Source organism: Pyxidicoccus xibeiensis, from assembly GCF_024198175.1.
In the GTDB taxonomy this organism is placed as follows: domain Bacteria; phylum Myxococcota; class Myxococcia; order Myxococcales; family Myxococcaceae; genus Myxococcus; species Myxococcus xibeiensis.
In genome coordinates, this window is sequence record NZ_JAJVKV010000005.1 from 166,636 (window position 1) to 180,971 (window position 14,336).

At 72.8% G+C, this 14,336-nt stretch carries 9 protein-coding genes; 6 read left to right on the forward strand and 3 right to left on the reverse strand.

Annotation, left to right across the window (positions count from 1 at the left end; genetic code table 11):
• Positions 1–46: 46 nt before the first annotated feature.
• From LXT23_RS23395 to LXT23_RS23405, 3 genes are all read left to right on the forward strand, one after another.
• Positions 47–733, forward strand: a complete 687-nt coding sequence (locus LXT23_RS23395; RefSeq protein ID WP_253982493.1) for a hypothetical protein — start codon at positions 47–49, stop codon at positions 731–733.
• Positions 734–786: 53 nt separating this feature from the next.
• Positions 787–2,100 (forward strand): MEDS domain-containing protein, encoded by a 1,314-nt coding sequence (locus LXT23_RS23400; RefSeq protein WP_253982494.1) that lies wholly within the window; start codon positions 787–789, stop codon positions 2,098–2,100.
• A gap of 109 nt (positions 2,101–2,209) precedes the next feature.
• Positions 2,210–3,928, forward strand: a complete 1,719-nt coding sequence (locus LXT23_RS23405; protein WP_253982495.1) for an ATP-binding protein — start codon at positions 2,210–2,212, stop codon at positions 3,926–3,928.
• Here LXT23_RS23405 and LXT23_RS23410 read toward each other — a convergent pair.
• Positions 3,894–6,017 (reverse strand): ATP-binding domain-containing protein, encoded by a 2,124-nt coding sequence (locus LXT23_RS23410; RefSeq protein WP_253982496.1) that lies wholly within the window; start codon positions 6,015–6,017, stop codon positions 3,894–3,896. The genes LXT23_RS23405 and LXT23_RS23410 overlap by 35 nt on opposite strands.
• A gap of 92 nt (positions 6,018–6,109) precedes the next feature.
• On the opposite strand from LXT23_RS23410, the gene LXT23_RS23415 reads away from it, so the two are divergent.
• Positions 6,110–7,018: a spermidine synthase gene (locus tag LXT23_RS23415; protein ID WP_253982497.1), complete on the forward strand. Its 909-nt coding sequence runs from the start codon at positions 6,110–6,112 to the stop codon at positions 7,016–7,018.
• 6 nt (positions 7,019–7,024) lie between these two features.
• On the opposite strand, the gene LXT23_RS23420 is transcribed toward LXT23_RS23415, so the two are convergent.
• Positions 7,025–10,402 carry an AAA family ATPase gene (locus LXT23_RS23420; protein WP_253982498.1) on the reverse strand — a complete coding sequence of 1,126 codons (3,378 nt, stop codon included), beginning with the start codon at positions 10,400–10,402 and terminating at the stop codon, positions 7,025–7,027.
• A 243-nt stretch (positions 10,403–10,645) separates the two neighbouring features.
• Here LXT23_RS23420 and LXT23_RS50155 point away from each other — a divergent pair, with 243 nt between their 5' ends.
• The gene (locus LXT23_RS50155; protein WP_323379074.1) at positions 10,646–11,422 is read left to right on the forward strand and encodes a helix-turn-helix domain-containing protein; all 777 of its coding nucleotides are present in this window, start codon (positions 10,646–10,648) and stop codon (positions 11,420–11,422) included.
• 74 nt (positions 11,423–11,496) lie between these two features.
• Positions 11,497–11,844 (forward strand): DUF3703 domain-containing protein, encoded by a 348-nt coding sequence (locus LXT23_RS23435; protein ID WP_253982499.1) that lies wholly within the window; start codon positions 11,497–11,499, stop codon positions 11,842–11,844.
• Here LXT23_RS23435 and LXT23_RS23440 read toward each other — a convergent pair.
• Positions 11,807–14,011 carry a methyl-accepting chemotaxis protein gene (locus LXT23_RS23440; RefSeq protein ID WP_253982500.1) on the reverse strand — a complete coding sequence of 735 codons (2,205 nt, stop codon included), beginning with the start codon at positions 14,009–14,011 and terminating at the stop codon, positions 11,807–11,809. The genes LXT23_RS23435 and LXT23_RS23440 overlap by 38 nt on opposite strands.
• Positions 14,012–14,336 lie beyond the last annotated feature (325 nt).

Sequence of the window (14,336 nt, forward strand, 5' to 3'; positions counted from 1 at the left end):
AGGTCCGGGTTGCCAGTGCAACGCGGCGCGCGGTATTCGGTTCGCCATGGCCGCGAACGCTGGGTGGAAGGGCCTGCCGTGGAAGCTCGCGGCGGGCGCCGTGGTGGGACTCGTCCTCCTGTTCGTCCTCTGGACGCGGGACTCCGGCACTCCCGAGGCCTCCGCCCCGCCGCCGGCTCCCCCCGCCGCCACGGCCGCGGCCCCCGCTCCCCAGGCGTCCCCGGGTCCGCCCGCCATCACGGCCTCGGCGCCCCAGCCCGGCGCGGCGCCCGAGCTGCTGCGCGAGCCGGAGCCCGAGCCCGGGGAGGACGTGCCCCAGGTGCACCCGGTGGACCTGTCGGTGCTCCGCGCGAAGCTGCCGGACAACCGCTACTGGGAGCTGGCCGCGCCCACGACGGACCCGGACGTGCTGCGGCGTCGCGTGGAGGACGAGCGGCGCTGGAACGACGCCTACGGCAAGGTGCTGTCGGGTGAGGCCACCGAGGAGGAGGTCCGCCAGTACTACGCGCACCGCCGCGCGGTATCGGAGGACATGATTGCGTTCGCGAGCACGGTGCTCGCCGAGTACGGAGACCGGCTGCCCGAGCAGGAGCGGGGCCTGTACGAGCTGAGCATCAACATGCACCGCACGCGCCTGAAGGAGCTTCCCGGCCAGGAGCGCGACTCGCTCGCGCACCGGCAGGCGCAGGAGCAGCGCCGGCAGGCCTGGCGCCAGGGCCAGCAGACGCCCTGAGTCCCAGGGCACCTCCGGGTGGCGGGGGCGGTGTGTCGGGTACTTGAAGGTGCGTGGCCGGTGGCGTGGAGGTGGGTTTTCAACCCTCCCGGGCGCTCCGCTACACCGGGGACATGGTGGGGGAGACGCGGTGGAGTGGCCTGAGCGGCGTGGGTGAGCTCCCGTGGGGCTCGCACCTCTGCCACTTCTATCGGGCCGGAGACGGGCTGGGGGACTCGCTGGTTCCCTTCCTCCAGGCGGGCCTCGAGCAGAACGAGGCCTGTGTGTGGGTGACGTCGGAAGCCTTCCCGGAGGAGGACGCGCGGGCCGCGCTGCGCACTGCGGTGCCGGACCTCGAGGCGCGCCTCGCCCGGGGCCAGCTGCGCCTGCTGCGGCCCGACGAGGCCTACCCGCGCGAGGGCCGGCTGGACGTGGACGCGGCGCTGCGCGGCTGGCTCGCGCGGGAGGAGCAGGCCCTGTCGCTCGGCTACACGGGCCTGCGGGTGAGCGCCGACGCGTCCTGGCTGGCGCGCGAGGACTGGGACGACTTCCGCGAGTACGAGCGCCGGGTGGACGGGGTGCTGCGCTCGCGCCGCATCATCGCCCTGTGCGGCTACTGCCTGGAGCACTGCACCCAGGAGGGGATGCTGGAGGTCGTCCGCCACCATGGGCTCGCGCTCATGCGCGGCACCCATGAGGCGTGGGCGCACCTGGAGGGCTCCGCCCCGCGCGAGGCCCGGGACGCGCTGCGCAACCTCACGGGCGAGCTGGAGCACCGTGTGGCGGAGCGCACCGAGGCGCTCACCGTGCAGGCGCTTCCCCGGCGCCTGGCGCGCGTCCAGGAGCACCGCCGGCGGCTGGACGGCCACATCGCCACGCTGCAGGACGTCTCGCGGCTGTCCACCCACCGCCCCGTGCTCGACCTGGAGCAGGTGGACCTGGGCGCCCTGGTGCGCACCTGCGCCGAGCGCCTGGAGGAGGAACTCCAGCACGCGGGCAGCGACTTGTGCATCCGCACGCGCCGCGGCGTCATCGGCTGCTGGGACCGGCTTCGCATCGAGCAGGTGTTCACCCACGTGCTCACCAACGCCCTGCGGCACGCGCCGGGGGCGCCCGTCGACATCACCGTCTCCGTCGAGGACGGCACGGCGGTGCTGGCGGTGAGGGACAGGGGGCCGGGCATCTCCTGGGAGGACCAGCGGCGCCTCTTCCAGCGCTTCTCGCCGCTGGAGGAGCCCGCGCACCCGCGCGGGGGCTTCGGCCTGGGGCTGTGGGTCTCCCGCCAGCTCGTCGAGCTGCATGGCGGCTCCATCCGCGTGGAGAGCGCGCCGGGCCAGGGCTCCACCTTCACCGTACGTCTGCCGCTCCCGGCGCCTCCGGACGCCTGACGGCCTGGCCGCCTGGCCGCACCTGCGCCCACCCGGGCGCCGGACTGTTGGGTGCCGAGCACATGTAGGGCGGGCGGGAGTGGGGCAGAAGAGGGGGAAGTGTTAAGCGATGAAAACGAACTCCGTGGCCCGCTCCTTCACCGACAGCGTGGAACATCCATTGAACGGACAGGGCCTTGCCACCGCCGCCTCCCAGGGGCCGGCCATGGCGGGTATCGACACCGTCCTCCTGGACCAGCTCCCGGAGGGTGTCGCCGTGTGCGCGGCAGATGGGGTGTGCCTGTACGTCAATCCTGCCATGGAGCGCACCTTCGGCAGGCCCCGGCTGGACGCGCAGGGCCGCGTGCTGTGGGAGCTGTACCCGGAGGTGCTGGACGCCTCCTTCCAGGAGCGCTTCCACCGGGTGGTGGCGACGAGCGAGGCGGAGGAGTTCGAGTGTCACCACGCGGCGCGCGAGCGCTGGTTCGTGAAGCGGCTGCTGCCGGGCCATGGCCGCGTCTACGTCTTCTCCCGCGAAATCACCGCCGAGAAGAAGCAGGAGGCGACGCTCCGCGGGCTGTACGACGAGATGCGCCGCGCGCAGCGCCACGCGGCCTTCCTGGCCCAGGCCAGCGAGGTGCTGGCCTCGTCGCTGGACCATGACCGGATTCTCGAGCGCATGGCCCACCTGGCCGTCCCCACCCTGGCGGATGGGTGCGCGGTGGATGTGCCAGGGCCGGACGGGCAGGTGCGCCGCGTCGCGGTGGCCCACGTGCGCCCGGACATGCTGGAGCTCACCCGGGCCTACCACGCGCGCTACCCCATCCGGATGGATGATGCGGGAGGCGTCGGCAAGGTGCTGCGCACGGGCGTCACGGAGTTCACCCCGGAGCTGTCGGGGGCGCTGCTGGCGCAGACGCTGCCTGACGGGGAGTACCGCCAGGCCACGGCGGCGCTGGGCATCCGCACGTACATCTGCGTCCCGTTGATAAGCCGCGGCACGGTGCTCGGGGCGCTCACGCTCGTCAACACGGAGTCCGGGCGGCGGTACACGCAGGCAGACGTGCGGCTCGCGGAGGACCTGGCCCGGCGCGCGGCCACGTCGCTGGACAACGGCCGGCTGTACATGGAGGCGCAGGACGCCATCCGCGCCCGGGACACCTTCCTCTCCGTCGCCTCGCACGAGCTGAACACGCCGCTGACGTCCCTCACCCTCAACGTCCAGGCTCTGCGCAGGGACCTGGAGCCCCGCGCCGCCAGTGGCGGCGGCGCCGCGCAGGAAGCGCTCACGCCCAAGGTGGTGGCCGTGCAGCGGCAGCTCTCCCGGCTGTCCAGCCTGGTGCGCGAGCTGCTGGACGTGTCCCGCATCACCGCCGGCAAGCTGCGGCTGGAGCGCGAGGACCTGGACCTGGCGGCCATTGCCCGGGAGATGGTGCCGCGCTTCTCCGAGGACGCGGCACGCGCGGGGTGCACGCTGCGCCTGGAGGCGCCCGGCCCCGCGACGGGGCACTGGGACCGGCTGCGCGTGGAGCAGGTGCTGCAGAACCTCCTGTCCAACGCCATCAAGTACGGCCGCGGCCACCCCATCGACGTGCGGGTGGGCGCGGACGCCGAGCGGGCCTGGCTGACGGTGCGGGACGAGGGCGTCGGCATCGCCCCGGAAGGGCAGGCGCGGCTCTTCCAGCGCTTCGAGCGGCTGTCCAGCGAGCGGCACTACGGCGGGCTGGGGTTGGGCCTGTGGATTGTGAAGCAGATTGTGGACGCGCTGGAGGGCCGCATCCGCGTGGAGAGCGCGGCCGGCCAGGGCTCCACCTTCACCGTGGAGCTGCCTCGTCCGAAGGCGGGATGAGGTGCGAGCGCACGCCGGAGGACACCACCCAGAGCTGGTGTGAGGTGCGCGTTATCGCCACGTGCAGGCGGCGGCGCGACTCGTCGTCCATGGGGTAGGCCCGCGCCGTCACGTCCGGGAGGATGACGTAGTCGAACTCCAGGCCCTTCACGCTGCCCACGTCGGTGACGTCCACACCGGGCTCGAAGGTGAACTCGCCGTCCGTCACCCGGCGCGCCCACGGCAGGTCCGAGACGACGCGGTAGACGGCCTCGGCGGACTCGGGGCTGCTGGTGATGACACCCACCGACGCGTGGGGCTCGCGGGAGACCAAATCTCTCAGCGCCTCGCCGATGAAGAGCTGGGCCTGGGCCTCGTCGGGGAAGTGGTGGAAGCCCACGGGCGCGCCCGGGCGGCCGGCGTGGGTGGGGGCTTCCGGTAGCTGGGTGCCCAACACCCGCCGCGCCAGCTCCACCACGGGCTGCGGGCAGCGGTAGGACACCTGGAGCCGGCAGGTGGCGGCATCGCGGATGTTGAGCTCGTTGAGGACGGAGGACCACCCGGCGAAGCCCGCGTCCGTCTGCTGCATCTCATCGCCCGCGAGCGTGCAGCTCTTGCCCTTGCCCAGCAGTCGCCCCACCGCGAACAGCTCGAAGAGGGAGAAGTCCTCGGCCTCGTCCAGGACGACGTGTGCAAGTCGCTCCAGGCCCAGCGACGTGTGCTGCGCCTTGAGGAACATGAGGATGGGCAGGTCGTCCAGGTCCACCGTGCCCGCCATGGCGTACGGCGTGTCCTCCTCGATGGCCCTCCCGTCCACGGTGATGAGCCGGTCCGGGTCGGTGATGTCCTTGAGCTCCTTGGACAGGGGCGTGGCGAGCTGCAGCCGCGTGTGCTCCATCGTCTCGTCGATGGCGGTGCGGGGCAGCTCCCCGCGCGCGGCGTTGACCACGGTGTCCAGGAAGTGCCGGTCCATGTACGCGTCGGCCAGCCGCTTGCGCAGCCGCTCCAGCGAGGTGCCCGCCTCCGTCTTCGGCACGCCGACGCGGGCGGCCAGCGCGCGCCGCAGGGTGGGGTGCCGCTTGAGGCGCGACACCAGGGGCGGCGTGTCGTTCCACAGCTTGATGCCCGGCAGGTTGAAGGCCTGGCGCGCCGTGGCCAGCAGCCAGGTGTCGCGCGTCTGCACGGCCACGCCGCCCAGGCCCAGGGGCGCCAGCAGCCGGCGGGACAGCCGCGCCAGGCCCTCCTCGGGGACGATGAGCTTCATCCGGGCCTGCGGGAAGGTCTGCGGATTGTCGAAGGCAATCTTCGCCAGCCGGTGCAGGGCCACCGTCGTCTTCCCGCTGCCCGCGCTGCCCAGCACCAGCAGCGGGCGCTCGGGGCCGGTGCTGACGGCCTCGTACTGCTCGGCGTCCAGCAGCGCGGTGACGCCGAAGGCATCCTCGGTGCGCCGGGCGCCCTTGCCGGTGCCGAGGAACTCCGGCCGGGCGGCGGTGCCCGCGCCACCGGACTGCAGGGTGGTGACGTCGAGGCCGACGCTGTGCCACTCGCCCCCGGCGGAGCGCTCCAGCACCATGGCGCCGGAGATGATGCGCGTCAGGACGCCGCGCTCGATGACGACGAGCCTGCGCGTCTCCACGGTGCCCTCGGCGAGCCGCTCTCCGAAGTACTCCTCGTACGCGTCGCCCTCCTCGTAGCAGTAGAAGACGCGGGCCACGGGGGCGAAGCGCCAGTCGATGATGCGCACCCCGGCGCCCACGTCCGCGAACGTGGTGCGGCCCAGGAGGTAGTCGCGCGGGCCGCCCTGTCCATCCAGGCGCAGGTGGGCGAAGTAGGGGGCCTGGGCGTCCGGCAGGTGCGCGCTCTCCTGGCGCTCCATGAGGGAGCGCGCCTGGTTCATCTGCGCGAACAGGTGGGGCAGGTCGGCCACGGAGGCATTGGCCACGTCGTCGCGCAAGACCTGGAGCTGGGCGACGAGTCCCTGGGTGTCCGGCCCACGGCTGGCCTTGAGCCGCGCGGCCTCCAGCGTCCCCTGGACGCGCTTGAGCAGCGCCTCCTCCTCGGCGATGACGGCGCGGGCGTGCTCGGACAGGCTGCCGGGGGCGTGGCTCATGGGCGCAAGGTGAACGCTGACGCGGTACAGGTCAACCCGTTGTTTTTCCTCGGGGAATTGCTACTTTATCCAGGGTCGGAAGGAGAGCGGACATGTGGCGTGCGGCCCATCGACTGGCGCTGGTGGGGGTGGCGCTGCTGGCGTGCTCGGCCTCCAGTCAGCGCTCGGTCCTCTACGAGAAGCAGTCACCCTATACGTACATCTCCGTGACGCAGGACGGGGAGGGGCGGCGCTATCTGCAGTTCGACAAGTCGGGCGCGCTGCAGAGCGTGGTGTGGCCGGGACAGCCGCTGAAGCTGGAGCTGCCCTACACCCAGGTGTCGATGGTGGGACTGGCCTTCGTGCCGGAGCCCAGGCGCATCCTGGTGATAGGGCTGGGCGGCGGGGCGATGCCCATGTTCCTGCGCGCGACGGTGCCCGGGGCTCACATCGACGTGGTGGACATCGACCCGGACGTGGTGAAGGTGGCGAAGGACTTCTTCGGCTTCCGGGAGGACGAGCGCCTGCGCGCGCACGTGGCGGACGGCCGTGGCTTCGTGGAGGCGGCGGGCGCGCCGTATGACCTCATCTTCCTGGATGCGTACGGGCCGGACAGCATCCCCGAGCACCTGGCGACGCTGGAGTTCCTCGCGTCGGTGCGCAAGCGGCTGGCGGAGCAGGGCGCGGTGGTGGGCAACGTCTGGGAATTCCCTCCCAACACGCGCTTCGACTCCATGCTGCGCACGTGGCAGCAGGGCTTCCGTCAGCTCTACACGTTCGACGTGAGGGGCAGCTCCAATCGCATCCTCGTGGGGCTGGCGCACCCGGAGCAGCAGGCGCGCGCGGCGCTGGAGGCGCGGGCGGAGAAGCTGGAGCGCGCGAAGGGCGTGCCGTTCGACCTGAGCAGCCTGGTGGTGGACGGCTACGAGGACGCCACGGCGCGCAAGATGCGCGGGCAGCTGCTGAAGGACGCGAACCTGCCGAAGCCCGCTCCGGCGCCCGCGCCGACGCCCGCGCCCTGAGTCCGCTCAAGCCCCGTCCGTCACCCGCACGCCCTCCAGCAACTGCGCATACGCCTGTGCCACCCGGACGAACCGGGCATGCGCGAGGCCCGAGACATACTGCCGCAGCGTCGCCCGGGTCGCCGCGACGTAGAACAGCGAGCGCCGGGTCCGCTCCATCTCCCGGGCATCCTTCCGGGGCCGGTCCTTCATCAGCCAGGCAATGTCATCCAGGTCCTCCACGCCCACGAAGAACACGAAGGGGCTCTCGTGGCCCTTGGAGGACATGATGGTGGTGACGCGCACGTGGTCGGCGCCCTCGGGCGGGAAGCTCTCCGGCCGGGCGCCGCTCTTGCCGCCGTACGCCACCGCGTGCAGGCCCGCGCTCTTCAGCGCCTCCGCGTAGCGGTGCGTCCCCTGGAGCGCCACCACCAGCACGTCGGCGGGCTTCACGCCCTCGGAGAGGATGCGCCGCAGCTCCCCGACGAGCCACGCATGCTCCGCCTCGGGGGACGCCAGGCCCTTCACCACGGGCACGGTGCCCTCGCGCTCGGTGAACCCCACGTGGAAGACTTCGCCCGGCCCCCGGGGCTCCTCCACCAGGCGGTGCTCCACCAGCTCCCGGGTCCGCATGAACTCGCGCATCCCCGGGTTCGCCTCGGAGTGGCGCCCCAGCGGGTCCAGCACGACGTTGAAGGCCAGCTCCAGCACCTGTCGCGTGCTCCGGTACGACTCGCGCAGCACGCGGACGCGGCCGGCGAAGCTCAAGTCTCTCGGGAGGCTGGCGCGCATCTCCTCCAGGGTGCTGCGCCCGTAGATGTTCTGCGAGTCATCCAGGAACAGGAACAGCGGCCGGGCCGGAGGGCCCCCATTGCGTGAGGCAATGGGCTTCACCGCGCCATGGAGCGCGACGAGCTGCTCCGCCTCCAGGTCCTGCGCCTCGTCCACGAAGATGGCGTCGTAGTCCGCCGCGCGCTTCAGGCCCTCCTTGTCCGCGTTCAGGATGGCGGCCCTCGCCAGCACGGCGTCCACGGCCTCCGGCGTGCCCTGCTCCAGCAGCGCCTCGCGCAGCAGCCGGCGGATGAGCGAGGCCAGCGAGCGGTTGAAGAAGGTAATCAGCACGCGCGCCGCCGGGTGCTCGCGCAGGAAGCGCGCCGCCCACCGCACCAGCACGTACGTCTTTCCGCTCCCCGCCACCCCGCGCACCACGTGGTGCCCCTCGGTGACGCGCCGCTCGGACAGGGCGCGCTGCTCGTGGGTGGCCAGGTTGCCCCCTTCGCGCCAGGCCTGGATTTCATCCGCCACGCCGCGAGGCGCCGGCCGCGAGGGGGCCATGCGCCGGGGCTTCAGCTCGGGCAGCGTCGCCCACCGCAGCGGCTCCTGGGTGGCGCGCACCATGAGGGGCTGCAGCTTCGACAGCAGGCGCCAGGGCACGTGGGCATGGGCCTCGGCCCTGGACGCCAGGACGAAGAGGTACTCGCGGGCCCGGCTGGCCGCGACGTTCAGCATCGCGGTCAGCTCGTTGGAGGCGAAGGGCCGGCCCGCGTTGACGGTGTCCACCATCACCACGTCGTACTCGGTGCCCTGCTGCCGGTGGACGGTGGACGCGGCGAAGACGGTGATGTCGAGCCGCCGGTTCGCCGCCTCCTTGCGCAGCCACTCGGCCTGCGCGCGGTAGGGCGTCACCACCAGCACCTTGAGCTTCGCGCGCACGGCGGGCCCGGCCAGCTTCAGGGCCAGCTCCCCCGACGCCTTGCGCAGGTAGCCCCGGCCGCGAGGCCCGCGCTCGGCGTGCAGGTCCTTGTCCGCGATGCCCGCGCTGTCCAGCACCACCCAGCCGGCGCGCACGGTGGGGAAGGGCGGGGGCACGGTGCGCGGCGCGCGCGTGCGCGGCCCCTCGCCGTCCTCCAGCATGCCCTCGTAGGCGAAGTGGCTGACGACGGCGGAGATGTCCGGGTGCATGCGGTGCTGCGTGCGCAGCAGCAGCACGTGCGAGGCCTGCGAGTCGCGCCCGGCGTCCTTCAGGTGGGACATGGGCGAGGCGCGCAGCCAGCGGCGCACGGAGGCCTGCTCGCCCTCGGCGGCGGAGATGGGCCCGAGCTGCTTCGGGTCCCCCGCCAGGAAGACAGTCTTCGCCAGGGGCGCCAGCAGCGCGGCGGCGGCGCGGGGCACCATGCCCGCCTCGTCGATGATGAGGCGCCAGAAGTGCTCCTGGCCGTCCAGCTCGGACACGAGCTTCAGCGCGCGGTGCACCGTGAGCACCACCAGCCCGGGCCGGCCCAGTCTCACCACCTCGGCGGTGGTGTCGACGAGCTGGTGGCGCTGGAACACGGCGTCGGCCCGGGCGTGGGCCACCTCGCGGGCGGACAGGCCGCGTGCCTCGGCGAGCCGGGCCCGGTGCTCGGCCGCGTCGCGGGACACGGCCAGGTCGGCGAACTCGGGGTCCTGCACCAGCCGGGGGTACTGGCGCAGCAGGTCGGGGCCGGCGCCCAGTCCGCCCCGGTACACGCGGCACGAGCCGCCAGCGACGAGCTGCCCCTGCTCCTCCAGCAGCCGCGCCACGCGCATCGCGAGCGTGTCCGCGGCGCGGTTGGTGGGGGCGACGGCGAGGATGCGCTGCTCGGGGGCGGTGACGAGTGACTCGGCGATGAGCCGCGCCGTCGTCTCCGTCTTGCCCGTCCCCGGAGGGCCCCAGAGCAGGGCCCACGGCTGGCGCCACACCGTCTCCGGCCCCTTGGACTCCGCCTCGCTGGCCTCCCGCGCCGGGAGCACGTTGCCTTCCGCCAGGCGCAGGGCCTCTTCCACCCGCGCCACGCGAGGCGCGCAGGCCCGGGCGGCGGCGAGGATGGCCTGCGAGAAGTTGAACGGGGTGAAGACCCAGCGCTCCACGCCCGCCAGCGCCGCCTCGTCCAGCCCGGCGCCCAGGGACTGCGCGAAGAGGCGCCCCGTGGCGGCGTCGACGTGCAGCACCTCGCCGCGGAAGACGGTTGTCTCGTCGGCACCGAAGCCCAGCAGGAGGCCGCCCGCCCAGGACGGGTCCGCGGGCCGCTCGGGCTCGAGGCTGACGAGGCCGGGCGGCTCCACCTCCACGTTGCGGACGCCGTGGAGCACCTTGCCCCGGTAGAGCGCGCTCTCCGCGTCGATGGCCTGGAGCAGGTCCTGGGGGAGTGGCGGAGGCGGAGGCGCCAGCGTGTCCCCGGCGAGTGCCTGCGAGCCGCTCGCGTCACGTCCGGAGACCTCCGGCCCCACCCGGAGCGAGCCCGTGGGCTCGGGCTGCTCCAGGTGCCCCGCGATTCGGATGAGCCGCTCGGCCAGGGCCCGGAGCATGTCCTGGCTGGGCACGCCCTCGGCGAGCGCCTGGGCCACGTCGCGCAGCTCCGCCGGAACAGACTCCTGTTTCCCCATGAAGACCCATTGTCGGCCCCCACCCGCGTCGGGTCCAGAGGGGGCCTCGGGCCGGCGCCCGGCTCAGGTGCCGGTGCGAAGCTCGCTGGAGGCGAAGGTCCGGAGTCCTGTCTGTCTTTGCATTCAATGGGTGGCGCTCGACTCCGGCCACGGCCCCCGCCCCCCGCGCTCCAGGATTGCGTGGGCCGCCGCCGGCCGCGATGCTGCGGCGGGCATGGCCCGTCCCACGAAGGAGGTCCGAGCGTGAGCAGGCCCCAGGAGTGGAAGGGGCGGCTGTTCTTCGGCCCCCGGCAGCTGATGTACGCCGGGCCGGCGGGGCAGACGCACCCGCATGCACACCACACCTTCCAGCTCCTCCTGGCCTTCGGAGCGCCGGTGGTCCTCAGGGACCGGCATCAGCGTGAGGCCGCATGTCACGCGGCGGTGGTGCCTCCAGACACCGAGCACGCGGTGGTGGGGCCGGTGGGGCTCGCGGTGATTCTGCACCTCGCGCCGGATGACATCGTGGGCCGCCAGCTGCGGACGCTGGGCATCGGCGACACTGTAGAGGCGTGGCAGCAGGCAGGGGCCCCCCTGCTCGGGTGTGGAGCAGGCGGGATGCCGCGGACCTGGTCCGACGCCGAGTCCCTCGCACAGGCCATGGCGCGGGCGCTCCAGGCCGAGGCGGGTCCTCCGGTGCCCTCCCACCCGGCGGTGAAGAAGCTCCTGCGCCTCCTGCCGGACGTGCTGGAGGAGGACGTCCGCGTGTCCGCGCTCGCGCCCCGGGTGGGGCTGTCGCCGGGGCGGCTGTCCCATCTGTTCGGAGAGGAGGTGGGCCTTCCGCTGCGCCCGTACATCCTGTGGCTTCGCCTGCGGCGCGCGGCGGAGCACCTGAAGCACGGCGCCCCGGTGACGCAGGCGGCGCATGCCGCGGGCTTCACGGACAGCGCGCACCTGAGCCACGCCTTCCGCCGCACCTTCGGCCTCACCCCCACGGAGATTGCCGGCGTGGTGGAGTGGGTCCTCCCGCCACCGGAGTAGCGCGTTCTTACAAGCCGCCGGCTTCCGCTCGCGACACCCTGGGCTCCTCTTCAAGAAGCAGGAAGGAGGAACCGATGTCCATGAAGCCGAAGCTGCGCGCCGCCTTCGAGGCGGAGCTCCAGGAAGCCACCCGGGCCGAGGCTCGAGCGGACCTCACGCTCGCCTGGCGCCACCTGGAGCGGGCCCACATCCTGAGTCAGGCCCATGCGGGGCCCCATGTCCGCTCCCACTGCCGCATGTTCGCCTTCGGCTGGCGGCGGCGGGACGTGCGGGAGCTCGTGGGTCAGGCGGTCCGCATCGTCGTGGCCGGGCCGGGCTCCTGGCTGGGCCGGGCGCCGCTCGGCAACACCGGCGGCGCCAACGTGGGCATCCTCACGCCCATGCCTATGCCCGAGGACCTGCGGGCGCTGCTGGACGGTTGACGCCGTCGCCGTGCTCCACCTTGAGCGTCTGGGCGGCCATGCCGGACATGCTCGCGGCCAGCGACTGCACGGACTTGGTGACGTCCTGCGTCTCCTGGACCGTCTTGAGCGTGCGGTGCATCTGCCCGGACAGCTCCTTGATGGCCTCGGCCATCTGCCGGGTGCCCTCGTCCTGGGCGCTGACCGCGGCGGTGATCTGCCGCATGCTGGCGCTGGTGTCGGCGATGATTTCGGCCAGCTTCTGCAGCTGGGCGCCGGACGTCCGCACCGCGTCGAGGCTCTGCTGGACGCGCTCGTCGCCCTGCTCGCTGGAGCGGGCCGCCTCGCGCATGCTCTTGCTCACGCTGTCGAGCACCGCGCGGATGCGGTGGGTGGCCTGGATGGACTGGTCGGCCAGGCTGCGCATCTCCCGCGCCACCACGCCAAAGCCCTTGCCGCTGTCGCCGCTGCGCGCCGCCTCAATCGCCGCGTTGATGGCCAGCATGTTGGACTGGTCGGCCAGGTCCTTCACGTCGTCGACGATGCCGCCCACCTCGCGGGTGCGCGCGTCCAGCGCGAGGATGCGCCGGGCCATCTCGGACACCTCGGTGCGGATGTCGGCCAGGTCCGCCACCGTGCTCTCCACGGCCGCGGCGCCCTCGCGCCCCACCTGCTCCGCGCTCTCCGCGGACGCCGCGAGCATGCTGGCCTTCTCGGCGGTCAGCTGCGACGTGCGGCGGATCTCCTGCACCGTCTGGTTGGCCTGGTTGAGCGCCACCGCCTGCCGGCTGACGCCCGCGGCCTGCTCGTCGCTGGACGAGCGCAGCTGCTGCACCACGGTGGCCAGCTCTCCGGCGCCGTTCTGCATGCGCTCGGCCAGCTGGCGGACCTCCTGCTGCCGCGCCTCCAGCTGGCGGGTGTGCGTCTCCAGCGAGCGGATCACCTCCATGGAGCGGCGCGCGACGATGGCGACCAGCGACAGCGTGAGCGCGAGGTACCCCCAGTGGGTGACGTTGCCGAGCGACCACGTCACCGCGCCGATGACGGGCAGCAGGGTGATGACGAGCGACAGGACCAGGCCGGCCAGGCCGAAGACGAAGAGGCGGGCGTCGGGGTTGCCCTTCACCGCCTCCCGGCTGGTGACGAAGACGTTGCCCAGCATGAGCAGCAGCGACACGGGCAGGAACACGCCCAGCAGCTGCTGGCCGGTGCCCATGTCCACCAGGGTGATGAAGGCGCAGAGCGCGGAGACGATGGACAGCCCCATCGTCGCCCGCTGGTACCAGCCAAGCCGCTTGTCCAGGATGGCGTCGGAGATGAACTCCATCAGGCCGGCCTGGAGGCAGAAGATGCCCAGCGTCATGCCCAGCGTGCTGCCGGCTCCCGCGCTCCACAGCTCCGCGGCCAGCCCGCTCAGGCTGATGAGCACCATGCCGCCGCTGCACGCGAACACCGCCAGCCCCGCGAGCATCCGCCGCCGCGAGTGCAGCAGGAAGGAGCCGGCCGCGGCGGCGCCCACGGTGAGCAGCAGGATGCCCATGACGAACGGCGCCTGGCCCTGGCGCGACGCCTCCGCGAGCAGCTCATGCCGCGAGCCCACGCGCACGTCCTGGCTCACGCCGATGGCGGGCTTCGAGGACTGGATGCGCAGCAGCACGCGTCCGCCGAGCGCCGAGCGGGGCAGCGGCAGCAGGTGCCACGCCAGGTTCTCCGAGACTTCGTGGCCGTCCGGGTCCAGCTTGCCGCTCGCGTAGAGGCGCTGGCCATTCGAGTAGACCTCGATGGCGCTGGCGACCTCGCCCAGGAAGAGGGCCGGCTCCGCCCAGTCGCCCGCGGGTAGGGGGACGCTGAGCCACACCATGTTCTTGCCGTCGCGGCCCGGAGGCGACTGGAGCGCCTCCACGGGGCGCCAGGCCCCCGTCTCGCCCGTCTCCTTCGCCCAGGCGGGCACGCCGTCCGAGCCCACGGGTGAATCTCCCCAGCGGTAGCGCCACCCCTCGAGCGCGGGCGTGCCGGCTCCGGGAGACGCGGCGTCGGCCGGAGCGTGCGGGGAGAGCAGCACGAGCAGCACGACCAGGAAGCCGAGCGGGTGGAGGAGGCGCGAGGGCCGGAAAGAGGGCTCGTGCTGAAGTCGGACGGAGTCGGCGACAGAAGGCGAGCGAGCAGGGCAACAGCGGAAGGCGGCCATGGAGGGCTCCCATGCTCCAGTGCCAGGGGGCCGTCTGTAAATAGGGGTCCCCCAAGTCTGACTCGCTTTCCAGGCTTGACGCCGCTCGCGGGGGCGCGGGGGTGGGCATGCCGCGAAGCGACATGGGCCCGACACGTCGCACTGAGTCGCGGCGAACCCTGTCTGGACCTCGGAGCACTTGGCCGCGCCCTGGGGCGATGTTATGCGCCTCGGCGCCGGTGTCTGTCCTTGGTGCCCCTTCCTGACACCTGTCAGGCATTGTCCCATCCGGCGTCCACACGGCCGCGAAGCAATTCCGCCCGGGAGGCGTGGGGTGGATTGACCC

Coding starts and splice junctions, on each gene's coding strand:
- LXT23_RS23410 (WP_253982496.1), bottom strand. CDS start 6,017: ATGAGCCACGCCCCCGGCAGCCTGTCCGAGCACGCCCGCGCCGTCATC.
- LXT23_RS23395 (WP_253982493.1), top strand. CDS start 47: ATGGCCGCGAACGCTGGGTGGAAGGGCCTGCCGTGGAAGCTCGCGGCG.
- LXT23_RS23440 (WP_253982500.1), bottom strand. CDS start 14,011: ATGGCCGCCTTCCGCTGTTGCCCTGCTCGCTCGCCTTCTGTCGCCGAC.
- LXT23_RS23435 (WP_253982499.1), top strand. CDS start 11,497: ATGTCCATGAAGCCGAAGCTGCGCGCCGCCTTCGAGGCGGAGCTCCAG.
- LXT23_RS23420 (WP_253982498.1), bottom strand. CDS start 10,402: ATGGGGAAACAGGAGTCTGTTCCGGCGGAGCTGCGCGACGTGGCCCAG.
- LXT23_RS23405 (WP_253982495.1), top strand. CDS start 2,210: ATGAAAACGAACTCCGTGGCCCGCTCCTTCACCGACAGCGTGGAACAT.
- LXT23_RS23415 (WP_253982497.1), top strand. CDS start 6,110: ATGTGGCGTGCGGCCCATCGACTGGCGCTGGTGGGGGTGGCGCTGCTG.